The organism is Lacipirellulaceae bacterium (assembly GCA_040218535.1).
Lineage (GTDB): Bacteria > Planctomycetota > Planctomycetia > Pirellulales > Lacipirellulaceae > Adhaeretor.
Genome location: JAVJRG010000013.1, coordinates 114,464 through 135,388, shown reverse-complemented (window position 1 = coordinate 135,388; position 20,925 = coordinate 114,464). Strand labels below are relative to the sequence as shown.

The 20,925-nt window shown below is 50.4% G+C and carries 12 protein-coding genes; 7 read left to right on the top strand and 5 right to left on the bottom strand.

Annotated elements, in window-relative coordinates:
• Positions 1-34 precede the first annotated feature (34 nt).
• Both RIB44_20835 and RIB44_20830 read right to left on the bottom strand, forming a co-directional pair.
• Entirely contained in the window at positions 35-691 is a 657-nt protein-coding gene (locus tag RIB44_20835) for a hypothetical protein (GenBank protein ID MEQ8619028.1), read from the bottom strand.
• A gap of 594 nt (positions 692-1,285) precedes the next feature.
• Entirely contained in the window at positions 1,286-1,903 is a 618-nt protein-coding gene (locus tag RIB44_20830; protein ID MEQ8619027.1) for a carbonic anhydrase family protein, read from the bottom strand.
• A 374-nt stretch (positions 1,904-2,277) separates the two neighbouring features.
• Here RIB44_20830 and RIB44_20825 point away from each other — a divergent pair, with 374 nt between their 5' ends.
• The 7 genes from RIB44_20825 (at position 2,278) to RIB44_20795 (ending at position 16,736) form a co-directional block, all read left to right on the top strand.
• Positions 2,278-4,878 (top strand): pyruvate formate lyase family protein, encoded by a 2,601-nt coding sequence (locus RIB44_20825; GenBank protein ID MEQ8619026.1) that lies wholly within the window; start codon positions 2,278-2,280, stop codon positions 4,876-4,878.
• A 3-nt stretch (positions 4,879-4,881) separates the two neighbouring features.
• Positions 4,882-6,177 (top strand): Dyp-type peroxidase, encoded by a 1,296-nt coding sequence (locus tag RIB44_20820; GenBank protein MEQ8619025.1) that lies wholly within the window; start codon positions 4,882-4,884, stop codon positions 6,175-6,177.
• Between the two features lie 33 nt (positions 6,178-6,210).
• Complete coding sequence (locus RIB44_20815; protein ID MEQ8619024.1) at positions 6,211-7,053, top strand: HAD family hydrolase; 843 nt, start codon at positions 6,211-6,213, stop codon at positions 7,051-7,053.
• Between the two features lie 131 nt (positions 7,054-7,184).
• Positions 7,185-9,473 (top strand): DNA/RNA non-specific endonuclease, encoded by a 2,289-nt coding sequence (locus RIB44_20810; protein ID MEQ8619023.1) that lies wholly within the window; start codon positions 7,185-7,187, stop codon positions 9,471-9,473.
• A gap of 1,198 nt (positions 9,474-10,671) precedes the next feature.
• Positions 10,672-11,730, top strand: a complete 1,059-nt coding sequence (locus RIB44_20805; GenBank protein MEQ8619022.1) for a tyrosinase family protein — start codon at positions 10,672-10,674, stop codon at positions 11,728-11,730.
• An 82-nt stretch (positions 11,731-11,812) separates the two neighbouring features.
• The gene (locus RIB44_20800) at positions 11,813-13,912 is read left to right on the top strand and encodes a S8 family serine peptidase (GenBank protein ID MEQ8619021.1); all 2,100 of its coding nucleotides are present in this window, start codon (positions 11,813-11,815) and stop codon (positions 13,910-13,912) included.
• 1,939 nt (positions 13,913-15,851) lie between these two features.
• Positions 15,852-16,736, top strand: a complete 885-nt coding sequence (locus RIB44_20795) for a hypothetical protein (protein ID MEQ8619020.1) — start codon at positions 15,852-15,854, stop codon at positions 16,734-16,736.
• On the opposite strand, the gene RIB44_20790 is transcribed toward RIB44_20795, so the two are convergent.
• The 3 genes from RIB44_20790 to RIB44_20780 form a co-directional block, all read right to left on the bottom strand.
• A complete protein-coding gene (locus RIB44_20790; GenBank protein ID MEQ8619019.1) occupies positions 16,719-17,177 on the bottom strand; it encodes a hypothetical protein in 459 nt (152 codons plus the stop codon). The genes RIB44_20795 and RIB44_20790 overlap by 18 nt on opposite strands.
• A gap of 22 nt (positions 17,178-17,199) precedes the next feature.
• Positions 17,200-19,656: an ATP-binding protein gene (locus RIB44_20785; protein ID MEQ8619018.1), complete on the bottom strand. Its 2,457-nt coding sequence runs from the start codon at positions 19,654-19,656 to the stop codon at positions 17,200-17,202.
• 603 nt (positions 19,657-20,259) lie between these two features.
• Positions 20,260-20,898 (bottom strand): response regulator transcription factor, encoded by a 639-nt coding sequence (locus RIB44_20780; protein ID MEQ8619017.1) that lies wholly within the window; start codon positions 20,896-20,898, stop codon positions 20,260-20,262.
• Positions 20,899-20,925 lie beyond the last annotated feature (27 nt).

The following is a 20,925-nucleotide window of genomic DNA, read 5'->3' as shown; positions in this document are numbered from 1 at the left end:
AAGAGGACTCATTTCTGAGAATACCTCTAGCCAGTTAGGCGAGTCCATCGAACTTTGCGAGGGCCGCATGTCGGTCAAGTTCTCCCAACAGCTCTTCCATCTCGACAAGCAGTCTGCCAACCACCCGACGTTCACTTTTCTGGAGCACGATCTCGTCCCCATCGGCGTACAGGGGACGCAAGAGTTCGGCGAGTAGGCCACGATGATTGCTGAGCTCTTCAATGAGGTCGCGCAACTCGAGAGGTGTCGAGGGGCTGCTTAGCACAGGGTACCTCCTCTCATGGTCAGCTCTGCAGGACCTTGAGCCTTTTAGCGAGCGGAGTTTCCTGGCCAGGTGATAGAGGCCTGCCGCGGTAATCTCTTGGTGCGACCTGTTTTTTTCCTTGACGAATTGCTCAAACGCATCGTTTGGGATGGAAGCGACAAGTTGCCACCGCTTCGATTGGTTGCGGGTGACGCCCAGATCTTCGAGCGACAGCTTCGTTGTTCGTCTCTTGGATTTGCGATCTCCGCCTCGAAGATGCAGTTGTGAAAGGAAACTCCCCGCCTTTCTTTCAGCGCGTAGCTTTAGTTCCGCCGCCTTATTCTGTAGTTCAAGCCCCAGTTCCGCAGCTCTCGCGTAAGCGCGAGCAGCTTCGGCCGAATCACGGACATTTCGGACCTCTTCTAGAGTCGAGGCTTCTGCGAGCATCTTACTCGCTCGATCAAGCAGCACCAGCTGCTGAGGGGCTGACGATGACAAGGGTGCTAACCACGTAGATGTGAATCGAGGTGAGGGAATACTTTGTGCTCTTCCGCGTCTAGTCCTTCAAGTAAGTCGAGAATGCGTAGTGGAATCGGACAGTCAATGGACCAGTTGGATTGACGCAAAGTCTAGGCAGGAGCGCAACCTGTTGCAGAGTTTAGATTTGCGGATGGGAAAATAATCGAATCGAATTGGCACTCCGACTTAGTCTTCAAAGGGTCATCGTGAACCTTTGATCCAGTCTTGGTGAGTTGCAGCAGGCTTGTCGTTGGGTTCTCGGCTAGAACAGGTTCAGTCACTTCCCCACTTTGACTGATTGGGGTGTGGCACCATAAGAGCGTGGAGCAAGCGCGAAAAGCGCAGTTCCGTTGTAGCTACCGGAACCTCTCAGCTGCTTGAGTTTCGACCCTGCCCTTGCGTCGAATCTCTGCGGCCTTGGGACAACTTTCTGTGGAACTAGAGCCACTCGCCGTCCTCGCTCGAAGCGCTTTCTCAGTTGTCGGCTCAGCGGGCAGCTGATTCGACGACGTAGGTCGGCTCTCAGAAGTTCGCCAACAAGAATCGGCGATTTAGGGGCTGAGGAAGTCTGGCCGGCCCGCCGTAATAGGAGGAAAGCTTCTTAAACTCCTGGACGGTGCAGCGAAGCGGCTCCTTCAAGACGATCCAGCTAACATTCTCGGTGTAGGCAGGCGTGGTCAGCGAGCCTTCGTAACGATAGTAACGCTCGAAATTGGTTGGCAACCAGTCCCAAGGATTGGTCGAAATAGCGGGTGGGTTACCATTTTTCGAGCCACTTCTGCTAATCTTGCTGGCACGGGAAGCCTTCTTGGGTTCGATAAAGACTCCAATTGCAGCCCGTCCTCCGCCATGTTGCTGGGCATTCTGATGCACGATGTGGAGTTCCATCCGCTGCTGCTTACCAGCAAGCCAATGCTCGCTCGGACTGTGAAAGTGAAAATTCACCAGGTGATATCGGCAGCGATCCAAGAGAATATAGTCTGCATCATTTGCATTGAATCGAACCTCTGGAGTGCCGTGGCCACCAGTGATGATCGTGCCCCTCGCCGACTTCCGCCAGCGCACCTTTAATTGGTTTGCCCCAAACTGCGTTGAAATGGGAGATTCAAGGTTAACGGGAGACTGTTGGGGCATCGACATTGATATGACTCCCATTGGTGAAAACGGATGAAGAGTATCTTTTCTGATCAACGGGCCCGCTTCAAAAAACCACTGCTGGTCCGGGATTCCTTTAGGTAACCTGACTGGTGTTTTTGAACTCAATGAGCTGTCTAACGTCTTGTGTTTCTCACATTGTGGAACGCAAGGAGCAGATGAGGAGGGGATTGCGAAGGAAATGTCGATTGGTAAAACCTTGCAAGCCTGATTCACAGTGATAACATACCTGTCAAGTCCTCAGCGACTGGCCTCCTGGCTAAACTGTTGCTGGACACGCTTTTCTCAAACCTGGTGTGCGAGCACCGGAGAATGAAAGTGCATTCGCGGGTTTCAACTTCCCGAGGGATGGTTCACCCATGTTTCATAGCACCAGCGAATTCTGGCGGCAGCTAGAGCTATTGAAACTCTATGAAAAACATCCCCAACTTAGGAAGCAGCCACTTCCTCAAGCGTTGGACGGTTGTCCAATCCGCCGAGGAGAAATGCCCACGGATCGGGTGTTGCGTCTACTGACTCGAACGTTTGCAGACTGGAAGCAGAAACCTCGCTGGTTGCGTGAGCAGGACACGCCTCACCTGCTGGCCGCCGTTGACGAGAAGACGCGCGAGGAACTCTCTCGCAAACCGGTGGCGATCCGGAAGGCGTACGCCATCGCGAAAATCTTGGATATCGTCACGACACCAGAGGTTGCCGTCCAAGCGGGCACACTACGAATCCACCCGGATGAGTTGGTAGTAGGTTGCATCCCGCCTTATTCCGTCGCCCAAGGTAAAGAATTGGTTGGTTACCTTACGGAGGCGGAAGAGTTGGATGCTGCGCTCAATATGTTGAACGACCGGGCTCCCTTCGGTCATGTCACCCCCGACTATCAGACTCTGCTGCGGAAAGGTATCCGGGGAATCGTGCGAGATTGCCACCAGAAACTGAAAACCCTGGGGCAAGCTCGCTCTGAGCAGAAGCGAAAGAAACAAACCTTCTATCAGGCGGCGATTATTGCTCTCGAAGGAGTCGCTGTCTTCGCACAGCGGTATGCCCAGCATGCCATGGAAATGGCAAGTGAATACGAGGTGCAGGGCCGTAGCGGCCATGAGAACCTCAAAGAGATCGCCCAACGGTTGGGCAAGACTCCGATCGGCCCCCCAAGGTCATTCCTGGAAGCCGTGCAATGCTTGTACTTAATCCACTGCGCACTTCACACAACCGGTGAAATCACTTCCATAGGCCGATTGGATCAACTACTGATGCCTTTTCTTGAGAAGGATTCTGTGACAGAGAGCCAGGCTCAGGAGATTATCGACTGCCTCTGGATCAAATTCGGGGAGCGTGCACTTCACAATCGGGCACATCTTGAGGACCGCTTTACTTTCTGTGATGGGGCGCTTCTAGGGAACAAGCTGCCAGCAAACTATGACCAAGGAAGCCTGACGAATCAGTGGATGCAGCAGGTCACGATCGGTGGCTACGAGGCAACCAATCAACCAAAGCCCGAAGATGGTACGAATCGGCTGACCTATTTATGCCTGAAAGCCTCGCGTAGGTTGCCACTGAATAGCCCGACCCTCGACTTGCGGGTTAATAAGAGTTCTCCAAGGAAACTTCTACGTGAGGCGTCGAAGGCGATCCTCAGTGGCGGCGCTCACCCGATTATTATGAACGACGACCGAATCGTACCGGCGTTGCATAAAGAGTCTGGCGGGAAGGTCTCACTAAAGAGTGCACGAAACTACGCCTGTGATGGCTGCTATGAAACCCATTTCGCCGGTGAAACGGAGTTCAGTTTTTTTTACATTCCGGCGCTTGATCTCTTGGAGAAGACGCTCAATCGAGGAGCCGGTTTTGCCACATCAGGACCGATGCACTTGCGAGGCTGGAAAGATAGCTTTCGGACGATTCCAGCGACGGAGTTCACGTCACTTGAGCAGTTCTGGGAGGTATTCCAAACACATTTGGATCTCCAGATCCATCGGATGTACCGCAATGTCTATCAGTTCTATGGTGAGAAAGAGTCCATCGCCCCCTCACCGCTGCTCTCGACGCTCATCGCTGGTTGTCTTGCTAGCGGCACGGACCTATCGGGGGGCGGGGCCAACTACAAGATGTTATCACCGCTAATGACAGGGATTAGTACCTGTGCCGACTCGATCTATGCACTGAAGCGTCTAGTCTTCGAACGTAGACAAGTTGAGATGTCGGAAATGCTTGCTTGCCTCTATTCCAATTGGGGAAAGACAAGGCCTGAAGTCGGGCTCTCTTTATCGGAGAAGCGGATTGCAGAGATCCGGGAGCAGACGATGCGTCTTCCCCGCTTTGGTCACGGTAATACTGCCGTCGACGAGATTGCCTGGAGGCTAATTGACTTGTTTTGCGATCGACTGTTTGCCCTTCGAAGCGACTCCCGCCATCAAGCAGGGCTGGCACGTCTTCAGAAGCGGCATGGCAGCGATTTCGAGATTCTGATCAGTCCTGGCGTGGGAACTTTTGAGCAGTATGTCTTTTCGGGAGGTTGGGTCGGAGCGACACCTGACGGTCGCAAATCTGGGCAACCGATTGAGTCAGACATATCGCCAGCACCTTACTATCAGGATAAAGAACTCGATGTTTCTGGAAGGCGGCGACATCCTCGCGAGATAGCCATTCGTCAGGGACTTAATAGTTACGCCCATCCGAGCCTTGACCGGTTATCCGATGGTGCACCGGTCGATCTCAATCTGGCCGAAGGGTTTTCCGAAGAGCGATTACTTGGAATCTTATCAGCAATTGCCAAAGGAAAGACTGGCAGCAATGTCGTGACCTTTACCGTGGCTGACCCTGAGACTTTCACGGCGGCAAGTTCGGCTGCAGGACACGATTATGACTTGGTGCGGGTACGCATGGGCGGTTGGACGGAATACTTCCGTGTACTCTCCGAAGCGCATCGAAAGCAGCACGCACGCCGTCCGCTTTTCGTGGAGGATTAAGCAATGAAAGAGCCAAACATTGTTCAGGCAGGGCCCTTGCCGCTCGGACTGTTTGAGACCAGTTATCAACGTGGTATTGTCGATCCCATGTGGCCGGAAACTCCCATCTATGGTAGCGACTTTGTGGGGATTGATGATGAGAAGTATCCAGGGCTTCGAGGAAAGATGGACCCGCAAGAGTTTTTAACGGTTGCCCGCGTTAATACGTCCGCCAAGACGCTTCCTGAAGTAGCGACAATGTTGCAGAGCATTACCACGTTCTGTGACTACCAAATGACCCGCGGCCCCGCGACCGCCGATTTGCGTCCCCTGCAGTATGTTCCCCGAAGCTATCGGGTGACCGTTACCGTGGGGCTCGGAGCAACGTTTTTCATGGACCCGGTGTCTGGTAGAGACCGATTCGGTTTTTTGCATGCCAAGCCGCGTTCCTTGCGAATTCCACCGCGACTGTTTGGTGATCGATTTGACCCCTCAGAAGAGCAGACCGATCTCGTTTTTTCGATCGCCAGCGACCACAAGTATGTGAATGCGGCAATTGCGCGTTCTATTGAGACGATTGATGCATCATTGCAAGTCGTTGCGGTTGACGAGGGATTTGCCCGTCCCGATAAGCGTGCTTTCGGACGCTTTGAGGACGGCATTTCTAATCTCGGCAACCTAACGCGTCCCGAGCGCGAGTCGTTTATTTTTATCGATGAGTTCTCCGAAGAGCCCGCTTGGTGCCGTGGTGGAAGCTACTTGGTGTTTCGCAAGGTTGAGCAGGATTTGGAGAAATGGGACCTCTTGGAGGATGATCAACAATCGCTGATGATTGGCAGGCAGAAAGAGGATGGAATGCCGCTGGCGAAGAGGCGTGACAAGGACTTTCCTCGTGAGCCCTTATTCGCTGATCCTGTCAATAAAGCCGATGGCCCTCTCAAGTCACATTCTCGCGCGGTCAATCCGCGTAGGCCGCCAAAGTACTCTCTAGGGTTGGATGATATGGATCGTCGGTTCCTACGGAGAGGATACCCATATCTAGATAACATAGGGTCGTTGGACGAGGAAACCGGCAAATACGCTCCATCTAGCTTTGGGCTCTTGTTCGTGGCCTACATGAATAGTATCTCGCGCCAATTCGAGTATGTCACCGATACGTGGCAGATGAATCCCGATTTTCCGTGTCCTGAGGCTGGTCGAGATGCCATGTTTACCTCCGGAGTTTTTTCGGTGCTTACGGGCGGCTATTACTTCTGTCCTCCAGCGTGGCGATTCCCAAAGGATTTCTTAGCGTCGGGATTGTTAGCGGAGGTTTCCTAGCGACTTCTCACAGTATTGCGGGAATGAGTACTTATGTGTCAGGCCCAAAACATTGCCTTGGTTTTCGATTTCGATCATACGCTGACGGATGATTCGACCGAAAAACTGTTGTCCTCTTTCGGTATCGACACCGCGATTTTTTGGCGTGAGACGGTCGGCCAAATGGTGACGGATGGGTGGGACCCAGCTCTTGCATGGACCAGCGCACTATGCGACCTGGTTGGTAAGAATCGCCCTCTGGGCAATCTGACGGAGGAGCAGTTAAGCGAGTTCGGGAAGTCTATCGACTTCTATCCTGATGTCTTGTCATCGCTGGAAGACTTTCGACGGATCCCCGATGAGTTTCCTGAACTGAATACCGAGGTTGAACTCTATATTATTAGCGGCGGTATCGAGGTTCTTCTCCGAGGTACCAAAGCTGCCGAGAAGGTAGACGAGATTCGAGGCTGTACGTTTGAAGTCGATTCCAAAGGAATTCTCAAACGCCCCAAACGGGCAATAACTTTTACAGAAAAAACGAGGTACTTGTTCGAGATCAATAAGGGTCTTCTGCGTCAGAGCAAATCGGACCCCTATGCCGTCAATGAGTCGATTGAACGGGAAGATCGGCGCGTGCCATTTGAGAACATGATCTACATCGGAGACGGACTCACCGATGTCCCTGCCTTTTCGGTAGTCAAGCAGCGAGGTGGAGCCGCGTTCGCGGTAGTCGATCCTTGCGATGTTGTGCGGCGTCGCCGAGCCTGGGAAAAACTGGTTTCGCCGACGCGAGTGACAAATGTCTTTCAACCGTCCTATGGACCCGATGCGATGCTAGGGGCATTCCTAAGAGAAGGTGTAAGGTCGATGTGCCGGCGGATGGTCGGATCAGGATAAAGGCGAAGTTGCCCATCGACACGTCTGTCGTCAGCTGTACTGCCTTCCTGTGAACAGAGGCTTGAGGATGAGATGCTAGAGCACTACGTCATTCACCATGACAATATAACCGCGTATTCTGGAGATTAGTTATGCTTTACATAAAATCATTCATGATCTTCGCTGCAATAGGATTAGGAGCGACTGGAAGTACCTTAGCGCAAGAGTTCTTGCGACCGGTCGTCCATTCTCCTGTCCATCATCATTTGAGGTTCGAGGTTGAACCGTCCGAACACGTATTGCAATTTCGAGCGTACGCAGTATCGTTTGATCTAACCGACGACGACAACGGAGATGGCGAAGGCGATCGCCTGGGCGTACCCAACTGGATTTCCTACCAGCTCGATAAAGGCCCTATCACTGGCAGCGACGAGCGTCCGAGTGATTGGATCCGTGTCCCAGGATTGCCTACCACCATAGACTCTCCCACAGACGCGTCCTATGCCAACTCAGGTTATTCGCGGGGCCACATGTGTATGCGTTCCCACGCGCAGAGACTGGGAAGCAATGCAAACTACAACTCTTTCTGCTTGGCGAATGCGTGTCCACAAATACAAGCGTTTAACGGGGGACACTGGCTGGGGCTTGAGAGACTGTGTGGCTTATGGGCAGATGAATACGAGAGTCTTTGGATTACTTGTGGTCCCATCTATGTTCAAGGACGAGATCTCGAAACCATCGGCGATGGCTCGGAGACAAAGGTCTCTATCCCAACAGGTTTTTTCAAGATCGTTGCTCGGGAGAACGCAGCTGAGCCTAACCAGCCCTTCGTGCTTGCCTTCATCTATGATCATGATGAGGAACTGAGCCATTCTGGCGTTGATGTCGATCATGTGCCCTTCCTAAAGAGCATCGATGAGATTGAAGAAAAAACAGGCCTGAACTTTTTCGCTAATCTGTCGGCTGGCGACCAAGCGGCCATTGAGTCTCAAGCAGCAACCGCTTTGTGGGAATGGAATCTGACCGAAAGTTTGTCAAGGATGTTCGATCATGCGAGTCGCGGACAAACGATTGACCGGGAGCTGTTTAGCGACCTTTATCGGGTTCACGGAAACCTAGTGATAGATGGTCGACTTGCGAACAAATCGATCAAATTCAACGCGCCCTCGCTAGTTCACCCTAGTTTCAATCAATCAAGAAACGAGGGGCAGAGCAGCAAATATCCGGGAGAGCCAAAAACCGGGCGTCCAGCTGCCTCAGCAGGGTCACCAGAGTTCACAGTAAATCGAGAGATGACTAGTCGACTCGCTCGCATCGAAGCATTGTTGCACGAGCGCAACCGATCGGTTAAGGATGAAGGTGAGACTGCCCAGGAGGAAGAGTCGCTTTCTTACGACATCAGTGATTTGCAGCGAAGAGTGGCAAAGCTGGAACGTCAGATTAGGCAAGTAGATTCCCCTTCCGGTAAGAGAGGGAATGAGTTGGGAATCAGCGGGGGTAGTAAGCGGCACGATGGCAGGGCTCAGCGGACTACCCCTGACTTTACTCTTGGCTCTGATCCGGCTGAAAGCACGATCCAAATTGGAACCTACAATCTTGAGTTGCTGGGCAAGTCTCGAAAAAAGTACAATGGCATCAGGCGTCCAAGACGGCGATTCGAAGATCTACGTGAAATCTCTAAACGAATCGTTGACGAGTTGGATCTAGAGATCGTCGTTTTTCAGGAGATCAATACCCAAAGTGGCAACTGGAAGAAGTTAAAGCAACTGCTTAGCAGCGAAGGATACGAATTCTTTGAGGGGAATTATAGCAATCGTGAGCAATTTGTCGTTCTGGCTTGGGATGCTGATGAAATAGAAGTCGTTGATGATTCGTTGCAAGAGCTCGAAGTAAACACTTCATTTAGTCTGCCAGGAGGTTGCTCGAGCAGCGGTCTTCGCAAGCCTGTTGCGGGCCAGTTCAAAGCAGGTGAGTTTGATTTTTGGGTCGTTGGTGTCCACCTAAAGTCACGCGTTGGGATTGGTAGCTGCCCAACGAAAGTTAGAATAGAGCAAAGTAAGGATCTTGTTCACCAAATCGACGCTCTCATCTCGAGGAGTCATGAACGAGATGTGATTGTCGCGGGGGATTTTAACCACCACATCGGCCATGAGTCATTCGATCCGCTGACGGACGCGGGCTTCCTCTTTCAAACGCAATTTCTAGGTCCCGGCTCAGCAGAAGGTTCTTACATAAAGACTTGGAATCCTCACCAATCCGATGACCTGATTGACCACATCATCCTGCGCTACTCGGAGACAAGAGAGGTGGTTCGAAACAGTACGTTCGTTTATCCAATCGAATCCAAGCAAGCTGGGATTGAGTACATCTTAAACCAGTCGGATCACGTTCCTGTTTGGACCTCCTTCTATACCAGTACAGATCTTGATGATAACGATTGAATTGCTCCTGCATCGGCAAGGCATTGCGAGTGTGATTTCCCTTCGTCATGGGTGACAGCTGCAGTTTCTTCCATGCCGAGTTCTGTTGAGAGCTAATCCTTGACGTTTGAAACGCACTCTGAAAGATTCCATCTTGTGTAGTTGCCAACGGCAAGTGGGTAGCCTCCCGGTCATCCAGTCATAACGGGCGCGTCGACTTTGAGAACATTTAGCTGGGGTGAGCTATGCACTTGGGAGAACGGTTGGTTCAATTGTTCGTCATAGTTTGGTCACCCTTTCGGTCATGAGCCGCCAAGGAGCCGTCTATCCAACCAAAACTCTGCTTGAGTCATGACCTCTCAGTCACTTGCGACCGAGTAGATAACGAAGCAATACAGGCGACTGTCGATTAGGTTTTCTTCATTCAGGTCTGGCATAAGGCGAGGTTAGGTTTCTAAGTTAGGTAACATTGATTGAGTTTGAGCAAAGGACCGAATTCATCCTGCCTGTCTTGGCAACAAAAACTAGACACTTGGTGGTTATCGAGTATATTCACTGGACAACCGAGGCTATCTATTACTGGATATAAGATTCGGAGCGAATCAACTTGCCTGGCACTCGACTAATCCTCAAGACCTTCATTTTTCTTGCACCGACTTCAGTTCTGGCGGTGGAACAGATCAGCCCCAGAATGAGTCTTCAAGCATTTGCAGAGTACCATCTATATGTCGATGAGAACGGCGATGGTATCGTCGATGCGAGTGAGGACCGACGATCAGAAGCAGCAAAGTCTCGCCTAGATTCACTACGCAAGGGTGTGCGAGTCATGAAGTCGCGAAAGCCCTCTGACCCAACAAGTTGGTTCTATCAGGCTGCCATACATGGTGTTAGTGATCAAGCTGTTATTCAGGCAGCCGATCGCGACCCAGGTGTGCTTGCGGTGCGCAGAGAGATGTTTTGGAACCGTTGCCCACATAACGGAGAGTCCTCTGCGGACTTCCTTATTTGGCATCGTGCTTATCTCTATTACTTCGAACAGATTCTCCGTGGCGCTGCGGATGATCCCACGCTTAGCGTCCCCTACTGGGACTACACTCGTGGACACACTTCTTTCCCCGCATCCTTCGCAGACCAGATGCTTGCGAATGACGGAGTCATTCCCACGAATCCACTTTTCACAAGTGAAAGGTCGGGTGCGTTTACCAGAGGGAGAACCCAGTTGTCTGACAAGGTAAGTACTGATGCTCTAGATCTCATCAAGCGTGAGAAGCTTTTTTTTGGACCTACCGAAGATACTGGATTCGCTGGCGGCGTCTATGATTCTGATGGGAGTACGATGGGGCTGATTGAAAGACGCCCTCACAACGATGTACATGTGGCAATCGGAGGAATCGTCGGCAATGACAAACTTGGTCTAATGACAGAGGTTCAGAGGGCCGCTTTTGATCCAATTTTCTGGGTGCATCATGCGAATATTGACCGCCTGTTCGAGATGTGGGTCCGGCTTCCAAATCGCGAATGGGGATACTTTCCGGAGGCGAGTTGGTTCGTCGAGAAGCCCTGGTTCTTCTATGATGCAGAGGGGGCGATTCACAATGAACCACGACATTACTATTTATATGGTAGGAACATTCGTGCGTCCTATGATGATATCGACAGTTCCTTTCCTGCGTTGACGGATAAGCTTCCTTACGATTTCCGAGGAACGGCGTCCTTTTTGGCTACATTGCCTGAGAACTTCTCAATTGATAGCGAAACGGGACTGTCCACGAATAGGGTGATTCCTTCTTGTGAGTGCTGCCGTCGCAAAGCATCTCGCACAGTCCTATCAACTGAAACTGAAACAACTATAGAGTTGAATACTATTGGCTCTTCAGTGACATCCATGAAGCTCATGTCGCTCAAGCCACTGGTTGCCCGACCGGAAAGGTCCCCGCAGACGATGCTGGAGATCTCGTTCTCGCTTCCTAGAAAGCCTCTGGTTTTAGGCTACGAAGTGCTGCTTTCGTCGCAGGGACCGGCAGGCAAGCCAATAAGAAAAACTGTCGGAAATCTATCGCTGTTTGGAACAAGACACCACAGTCTCCACCGAACTCAACCGGCAGGAATTGTGACACAAAGTTTCAATATTACTCCATTCGTCTCCGAGATGTTGCACAGAGAGGCCCAACTCGTCGTCACGCTGAGGCCATACTCGCTCTACTCTCAGACGGCTCCAAAGATGAGCCGCGGAGCAGGCAAGATTATCGTCACGAACATTGATATTAAGGTGAATTGAAGGCTGCCGCAGGAAGGTAGCGGCAGCGTAAAGGGTGCCCGACTCTATCTGCAAATCCATTCTCCCCTACAGTGAGTCCATTATGAATAAGAGTCACGTCTTTCTCATTCCTATTCTGTTATCGTGCAATTTAGGGCCGACTTTCAAACTATGTAATGGCCAGACGGCTACTCAGTCAAGGACGATTACCGCCGGGTATGACACGGCTGTATTAAAGACGTTGGCGAATGAACTCAAGGTCAAGCAGACAGCTCGATTACAAGAAGCACAGAGAGCCGGTTTTCGAGTTCGCTACGAGCAAGAAAAGGATAATGGACTGACGGTCTATGCTGCTTTGCAAGCAGTCACAAGTGATGGCCATCCCGTCTACTATCGCACCTTCAATGCAGATGCTGCTTCATCTACGCGAACTAAGTATTTGCATCCAAGTGGGCAGCTGGGCTTGGGCCTCACAGGCGAAGATATGATCGTTTACGTCTGGGATGGGGGTTCAATTCGGCCAACTCACGTTGAGTTTGGAGGGCGAGCATCAATCGGGGACGTCGATGGGGGCTATAACGGCGCGGGTAGCGATCATGCCACCCACGTTACTGGAACTTTAATTGCCGCCGGCTTGGCCCCGGAAGCTCAAGGAATGGCATTTAAAGCGCATGCTAAAACTTACGACTGGGACTTCGACAGGTCAGAAGCTGTTGTCCAAGCTGCTGCTGGAATGCTGATCTCGAATCACTCCTACGGGTTCGCGGTCAGAGATCGGCAAGACCAGCCTGCTTTGCCTGCGAGTTACTTTGGTGGATATATCGACGTGGCTCGAGAGTGGGATCGCGTGATGCACAATGCTCCTAACTACCTAATGGTAGTTGCTGCCGGGAATGACGGCCTAGATCACACAGCTAATAGTAACCCGAACCAAGAAATGAGAGAGTTTGACAAACTCACAGGTCACTGCGTTTCGAAAAATAGTCTCGTCGTTGCGAACGCAAGAGATGTAAGCGTTGGTTCGACGGGAGAAGTCTTGGGACTGGTGCAGATCGTTCCATCTAGCAGCCAAGGCCCAACAGATGACCTAAGAATCAAGCCCGACATTACGGGCAACGGTGAAGAATTATTCTCAACTCTTCACTTGGGTCATCAGGGATCGACTAACGATAAGTACGGCCAACAGTTTTGGACGGGTACATCTATGGCCGCACCAAATGTAGCTGGCTCACTGCTTCTTCTCCAGGAGTTGGCGATGAGAGAAACCAACAGTTTCATTCGCTCAGCAACTCTCAAGGGCTTAGCCCTACACTCGGCAGATGATGCGGGTGAAGACGGGCCCGATGTGGTTTTCGGGTGGGGACTTATGAATGCTAAGCGGGCGGCCGAAACGATAATACAGAATGGCGAGTCGTCCGTGATTCTTGAGAAGACTCTAAACGAAGGGGCTAGTTTTTCTTTGAGCTTCAAAGCTCAGGGGAACGTCAAAGCTTCTATCTCTTGGACGGATCCGCCTGGAGTTGCAATAAGCGATCAAGTTGTAAATTCAAGCAGTCCGGTCCTAGTAAATGATCTGGATCTACGGCTCAGTCGCGGTGATCAAGAACTCTTGCCATGGCGCCTTGATTCGGTTAACTCTAATTCTAAGGGGGACAATCTCGTAGACCCTTATGAGCAGATACATGACAACGAAACGTTTGACTCATTAGTAACATACAAAATCGTGGTAAGCCACAAGGGACAGCTCGTCTCAGGCAAACAGGACTACACACTTATCTTAACCGGAGATTCTGTGGAGGTAGAAAGTCCGGACGTAACCTTATCACCTATTCGCGGCAGTTCTGATATTGCAAGCATACGCTTCGACCTAAAGCGCACTATTTCTGAACTGAGCGATATTCTGGAGCGTCTTGAAGATACAGCTACCCCGCCAATTGAAATAGAACAAGTATCTGCCGTATTCGGGGAAAATGCTTGGAGGAACAGAACGCTAGAAGAGCTATTGGAAGAGCGTGGCAAGGTTGGCGTTTTCAATCTGATCAAAGCTGCTGATACAAGGGTGCCATTCAGCGCTGAAGAACGCAAGCAGCTAGACACACTACTCGAACGCATGAAGATGCAAGAGTTAGACAAACAACTTAGGGAACCGAGGCCGCCGTTTAGCATCAAGCCAGGAATAGGAACACCAGATGGCGATCAATGATGCTCAGCAGCTGAACATTCTCAGATCTTGAAAACCTTTCACTCAAATTAAGCTGTTCTGAGAAACGGAGCTGCAACCAGAAGTAGTTCGTAAAAGATCACATATAATCGATGTAAAGCTCTCGAGCTGTAGAGTCATTTTTGAGAAGCTCGGCTAGTTATCAGAGCCTCCTTTTCGAGACAAGAGTGTTCCGAAGTTTGAAATGCTTCACGTGCCGTCATCAAATTTGGAAAACTCAGCAATGTATCAGCATCGCTATCGTTTCCTCAGAGAAGCTGCATAGTTCGAGATGGTTTTTAGAATGTATTTCTATTTTTAGCCAACACAAGAGGGAGACGAACACAATATGATACTGGAGTCAGTACAAACGGTCTGGTCCGATGCGTTCGAGCATTGGGAGCTGCTGCGGAATTTGAAGCATTGGGTCCAACTAGGAAGATGGAATCTGGTCAGAATGCCTTCCGGGGCTTTTTGTACTTGCCACTAGCTATTGTCATTGAAGCATTGGAAGTGAATTCGAGTCCTGACATGTCGGCTTGATTGAATTGGCGAACTCGCTTTTAAACGCTTTCTTAGTGATCTCAAATGAGTGTCTGCGATGGGTAGAATATCTAACTCTATTAGGCAATCTCTAAATCACGGATCAGATCCCGTAAAAGCGATTGCTTGCAACGTCGCGCATGACCACCGCATACCTCGTATTAGACTTAGGTCTTATAGGAAGTTTACTAAGTCGGCTACCGATACTGTGTCACTGCTTGCCAGTCTGCGTGCGTATCACGATGACAAGATTGCGAACCGAAGGCTCCCCGAGTTCGTCTACGAACACTTGAACGGGCAAAACATCCTAGTAGGCGGTTCGAACGCGAAGCAGTTAATAGCAAGAGATGTCGAGCTCGCTCGTGTGGTTTCATTAAACTCACTTGGTATCATCTTTGACTGGGGAAAGGCTAGGGGAATCAGTGGACTTCAGACGTTTCCTGGTTCTGGCATCCCTGGAGCAGCCGATCACTGGCTTGATCAGCACCTCGCACCCAAGAATCGTCCTCTTGCAAGAGGGTTTTTAGGAAATGTGCTAGATGCGATGAATGCCTATGCAAAGCAGCGACCGTATCAACCATCGTGGGCAACGACATGGAAAGGCATAGAGCCCTTTGTAGATGGCGACGCTAGCCGCTGGCTTCAGGCAGTAGGAGTAAGTCGGCCGGCTTCCGGTCAATGGTGCATGCTGCTTCGCTATTCTGTCAGGGACGTAGGTACTCTTGTCAGGCCCACCTCGCTAGATGCGGGTGACTATCCCTTTCATTTTACGTCGCCTCCATGTGCTATGTTGACAAGCGGCGGACACCCCGCTGATCTCAGCTTGAGGCCCCAAATTACAACGCGCCCTGAGTATATTCATAAACAGATAGCACACACCACTTCGCAGGTCGTTGCAGTGCGTCAGACGAGAGCGAATCAATTTGCGAGACTAAATCAACAGAGAGTCAATCACTATAATTGCTTGCTGAGTGAATACGGAAGCGACATAATGCAGTGGATGACCCAACCAAAAAAATGAATCACTGGGCGTTTGTTTCAGTTGTTGTCACTCGAGGCCTTGATGAACACCGAGAACAGAGAATGTGAAATCATCGAATGGGTCCGCCCTGTATTGCAGGAGTGGTGCCAGTCACCTGACCCGAGGGTGCTTCTAGGCTGGTTGAACGGTATTGGATTACCGCCAATAGGCCCCGACGAACCCCCTTATGTTTGGATTACAAGGGCTCTGCCATGGGATGGCGAGCGTGCAGCAGTAGAGCGATGCTTGGCTCACGCCTGTTCATCACTGCTCCAGAGTTTTGAGGACCGAAATACTGGAAGGATCAAGTCGCCACAGATCGACATCCATTTATTACGTCTTTGCGAGAGTATATCTTGCCCCGACATACTCCATAATTTGCTCTACGATATTGCCCACGCCCCAGCAAGATTCATAGAGCCAGCAGGTGAGTATCGTATCGACGTGCTATGCGCACTACGGGATGCATTGACCTTTAATCAGATCGACGCTAGCTCGGCTGCTTTATGGTCAGAACTAATTGAGCAGCGACCATGCGTTCTGCCAGGCTCTGTATTTGATGGTGTAAGAGGCATACTTTACATGCCGGCTAGCAGTGAGGAGAGAGGATTTCCTTCAACTGATCATTTGGCTGCTGCTCTCACATCCTGGCAAAGAGTTCTCTTAGATAACGTCAGACGCAGGATCGAATGGAAGTATACGCTGGAATTAGTGATGGGAGCTTATCCAAATGTTGACTGGGCCGGTCTGCTAATCGAGATGGCTCATTCGAATGGATGGGAGACTTGGGCAGTGGAAAGCCTCCCTACGCTCTGTACTCCGTGCAAGCTAGATTCGAATCCGAAGGAAGATGGAACGATAGTGGTTTACTTATGGAAGTACATAGCAGCCATCGTTGCCGAGGCTGTTGAACTCAAGACTATTGAGTGGCTATGCGATGAAACAATCGTTAAAGGACGCCTTCCTAGCGATAGACTGCCACTGCTTCAATTGGCATCCTCACACATCGAGCGTTTGCGACGCCTTAACCCGTATAAGACAGATAAATCAATGATTGGTGTGGTCATGGACGCTTTGGTCCAACTGCGTAGTGAATTAGAGATTTCCAGTTCTGATCATGATGTAGAGAATGAGAGCACTCCCAACTCAAATGGCGATTATGAGAAATATCTGCGTGCTATATCTAGGAGCGTTTCACCTAGCCGCGTTGTTCAGCTTCATGATGAGATGCTGCAAGATAGCAACCTAGTCATTGGCGCTTAGCAAATGCTCTATACCCTCTATGAGCGGTGTCCTGTCCCCATCTTTGCGTAGTAACACACTTGGCCCCGTGCCTCTAGCTTTTCCAGCAGGTGAAGAGATTAGGTCTTCTGACAAGTCATCTTCCTCTAGAATTGTGTAAGCAATCACTGGCATCTCAGGTGCGACTTCGCGAAGAAGTGCTAGGCAACGCAAACCTGCTCTCGGCGGACCTTCTGCACAAACATCTTCTGGTCGTCGCGGCATATTTAAGCTAGGGTCAGTCCATCGAACCATAACGTCCAATACTGCAAGATCTGCGGATAATGCAAATTCCTTCCGTATCGCTAAGCGGAACTCAGACTCGGTGGCTATCCTTACCACTTCGGCATCGAAACGATCCGTTATGCTGAGTGTAATGCCTTCCGCCTGCTTCGGATCATCTTCTAACAACAGAATTCGCATAGTGTAGTTCTTTCTTAGGCTTTCAGAATATGAGCTTGACGTCAGTCCTATGACTGCTGTCAGTCGGCACGATCTCTAGATGCCCACCATGAGCAACCATTATCTCATCCACTACCCACAATCCTATTCCAGATCCTTCGCTTGTCACATTTTCCGCATCTTCACTGCGCCATTCTCTTTGCTTACATAGAGCTATTTCTTGACCGCTTAGTGATAGACCAGTGCTGGATATTGAAAGAGCCAATCTGCTGCTGCGGGTTCGAGACGCTCTTACCTTAATTGTAGTGTCTTGAAATGAATATTTGTAAGCATTGTCGATTACATTAATAAGAGCTTGTTCAAGAAGAGCCATATCCATTTCTACGCCCCCAAATACTTCATAGTTAAAGCCGCCAGGATCTACTCGATAACTGATATTCATGTACGACTCACTCAGCAACTCAGCGTCTTCAAGCAATGTGCAAATCAGCCGGTATACCACATCTGGGTCGGGCGACTGTTTAGTCGTGGTTATAGACTTACGATCTTGCAACTCTGCCAAGAAACGCATGCCGTTAGCAACCCTCCAGGCACGTCTACATAAACCACGCATTTCTAACGAACTCGTTGATGGTGAAGAACTCGTGTCTACGATGAACTCAGACTTGCGTTTCGCTTGCTCAAGTGGGTTTTTCAGTTGATGGGCGAGATCTTCTAGTGCTCTTCTGCGCTGTCGTTCTAGTTTTCGTGATTCGCTAAGGCTCTTCCGCAATGCGCTCTGTGCTGTCCTAAATCGATCGATCTGTTCATCCAACTCTAGATACAAACCGAGTTGCTCCCCTATAAGCTCTGAAATAGTTGACGCGTGTTGGTGGCTTTGAGTGTCATCCGCGATGAAGACGTCGAATACAGCCTGTAAGGTATCGCCAGCTAATACCGGTGAAGACATACCTTCAATTTCTTCGCCTATTTCTTTGTATATGTTTATCCTGCTGTCACGATCCAGGCTCAATGGCCTGCAGTTTGGACTGGCGAGTTTGGTTGCATTGTATATTCTACAATCAACTGATTTCGACGAAGCTGCTTTAGAGGGAACTATGGATTGTGCAAAAGCGTCTCCCTTCATCAGAACTAAAGTAGCATCATTGTTAGCAATGGCTGACGTTGTTTCACTTTCTCTTCGTTTAACCGGAACTGGAGTTTTGAGCGATCTCACCGCATAACCAGAAGCGTTTTGCAGAGGCGGATTTAGCTTTTCGAGCGCTAAGTTGAATAGGCTGTAGCGACTATGCGAGACCACCGCCTTTGCCACATTTTTTTTGACAACTTTGTTCAACTCCCCAACGTGATCCACGATTCCTTGAAACAATACACTGTCACGCTCAATAATTCTTCGCGACAACCTTTCATGCCAGTAATGTCCAATCAGCCCTGCCGCAGTTAATAGCAGCTCACTATCAGCCTCGGAGAAGTAGTAGGGGCCTGACTTCGCGGCGCACACCCTGATTGCCCCTAGTAAGCGGTTTCCAGCCACAATAGGGGAGGCCATAAAGCTAACTGGTGGTAGGTTTTCGCTTTTTTGAAGGTTGAGCTTTTTACGCACGGCATTCAGAAACTGCATGGATCGATGCCATTCGAGGTTTTCATACTGCTGCCGTATTCGTTCCTTGTCTCTTTCAAAGTTCGACAGATCGAACAAACGAATGGACTCTCTATTGCTTAAGACCCAGCCAGTAAGCCCTGAGCGGCTGTCCGCAGAATAGGTTTGAGTTTTTTCACACCAATCTTGCCAAGTAGTAGCATGTAGGTTGTAAGTGCCTGAACTCTGTAAAGGATTCTCTAGGAATACGGACACCTCCAGGCTGCGGAAGGAGTTTGCAATAGCAGTAGCGCAAGAGTGTAGTAGATTCTTCGAGACAGCGCTCTTATCCGGATCCGAAGGGTGATAGTCGTGCTGTTGAATTATGGCCTCGATCTTACTCAGTAACGATGAACTTTCTCGTGAGCGAAGCGCTTGGTAAACTTTGGAAAGTGCCGTAGCCGTGGCCATTGCTTTTCTTGGGTCAAGAGATTCGTCGAACAGAGCTTCGCGTTCCGATTTGTAAAAATTTAGCGTTCCTTCTACACCTTCCGACAATGTTATTGGAGCAGCCAGCATGCTTCTGATTCCATGTTTATCAAAGAATCTAAGCGCTGGAGTTTCGCCGCCACTTTGGCGAACATCGACCTCGATAACCACTTCGTTGGTCACTAGTGCTTGCCCGCTCGCGGAATCGCTAACCGACAGGTCGTACATCGCAAATGGCGTGTCAAACGGAAACCACGCAGTGAGAACAAACAGGTGGGATGGTCCATGAGCAGTGCTAGCGGGCTGGCGAGCCCAAAGAACACACCCGCATGCTCCTAAGGACTTTGTAGCAACTCTTAGAAGGTCGGTAATTGATGAGCCTTCTTCCAAGCCCTTTTCGTAAACGGATATCGCACAATTAGCTGCGTTCATTCAAATCCTCCGGTAGCAAGTGCTATTTTCTCTAATCGCACAATCGTTTGGCGATTTCTATCTGTTGGTCAGCTGCCATTCTTTAGCACTCATCGGATTCTTCAGCCGACAAGTGGGTTATAGATCAAGGGTGCTGACCAGCAGGTCAAGGCTACATACACAAGCTACCATTCTTATGTATGCGAGTTCAAATGTCACTTGCTATTACTGATACCGTTATCAAGTCGAGGTTGAAGGTCACGAAGAGATACAGTCCATTACCTACGATCAGACGTGCGAGATGCTGCATTTGCGTGAGCGGTTGGCTCGATTGCATAAGTGTGCTCGCAGTGCGATCTCAAATGTGATGGGAAAGGGTCGACACCACGCAGTTGGAAGGGACCATATTACTTTATGGAGCAAGAAGCCGAAACGCTCCGCGAGCTATATCAGGGGCTATAAAATACCTACGGAAATGGTTTAGCGAGCAAGGCAGCCCGCGATATAGAGATCGTTCTGCGGCATGTGATCCCGGCCGACATGGAAGGCCCGCTCCCGACCCCGGCGGTACCACTGCAGCACGAGCTGTTCTGATGCGAAGGATGAGACGCATAAAGAAGCAGCTTACAGCAACGTATCGAACTGCCATGCCAAGGCCACGCGTTTCAGCTCCTCGGCGGTGCTGAGATCGAGCTTATTCTTGATGCGGTCAAGAACCGATCGTACCGAATTGGGGCTGCCACCGATCTCCTTGGCAATCTCTGCATTACGGAGTCCCTGGCCTGTGAGCTCAAAGACGAGAAACTCTTGATTGGAGAGGGACTTGATGGCGGGAAGATACTCTTTCGATTTCGCATTCGGTCCCGGCTGCCCTTCGCTGATATAGGTTTCACCTCGCATTAGCGCATTGATCGCTTCAACGATCTGCATGTCCTGTGGTGACTTACGCAAATAACCGTGAGCACCAACGGCAAGGACTCTCTCACCCATGACCCAGGCAGGCCGCTGCGAAAAGACAAGAATCCTCACGCTCGGATGATGTTCCGCCAAATAATGAACGAACTCAATACCGCGAGAGTCGACCAAAGAGAGATCGATGATCGCCAATTCAGGTACAGTTTGCTCGACAAAACCAATGGCATCAGCAACCGAATGTGCTTCGCCAATAACCTTGAGATGCGCTTCTTCGGCCAGCAGTGATTTGAGGCCGGTCAAGAGAAGCTGATGGTCTTCAACGATCAGGATACGACACGCCGCAGACATGGACTCAACGCTCCTGATTAGTCTCGT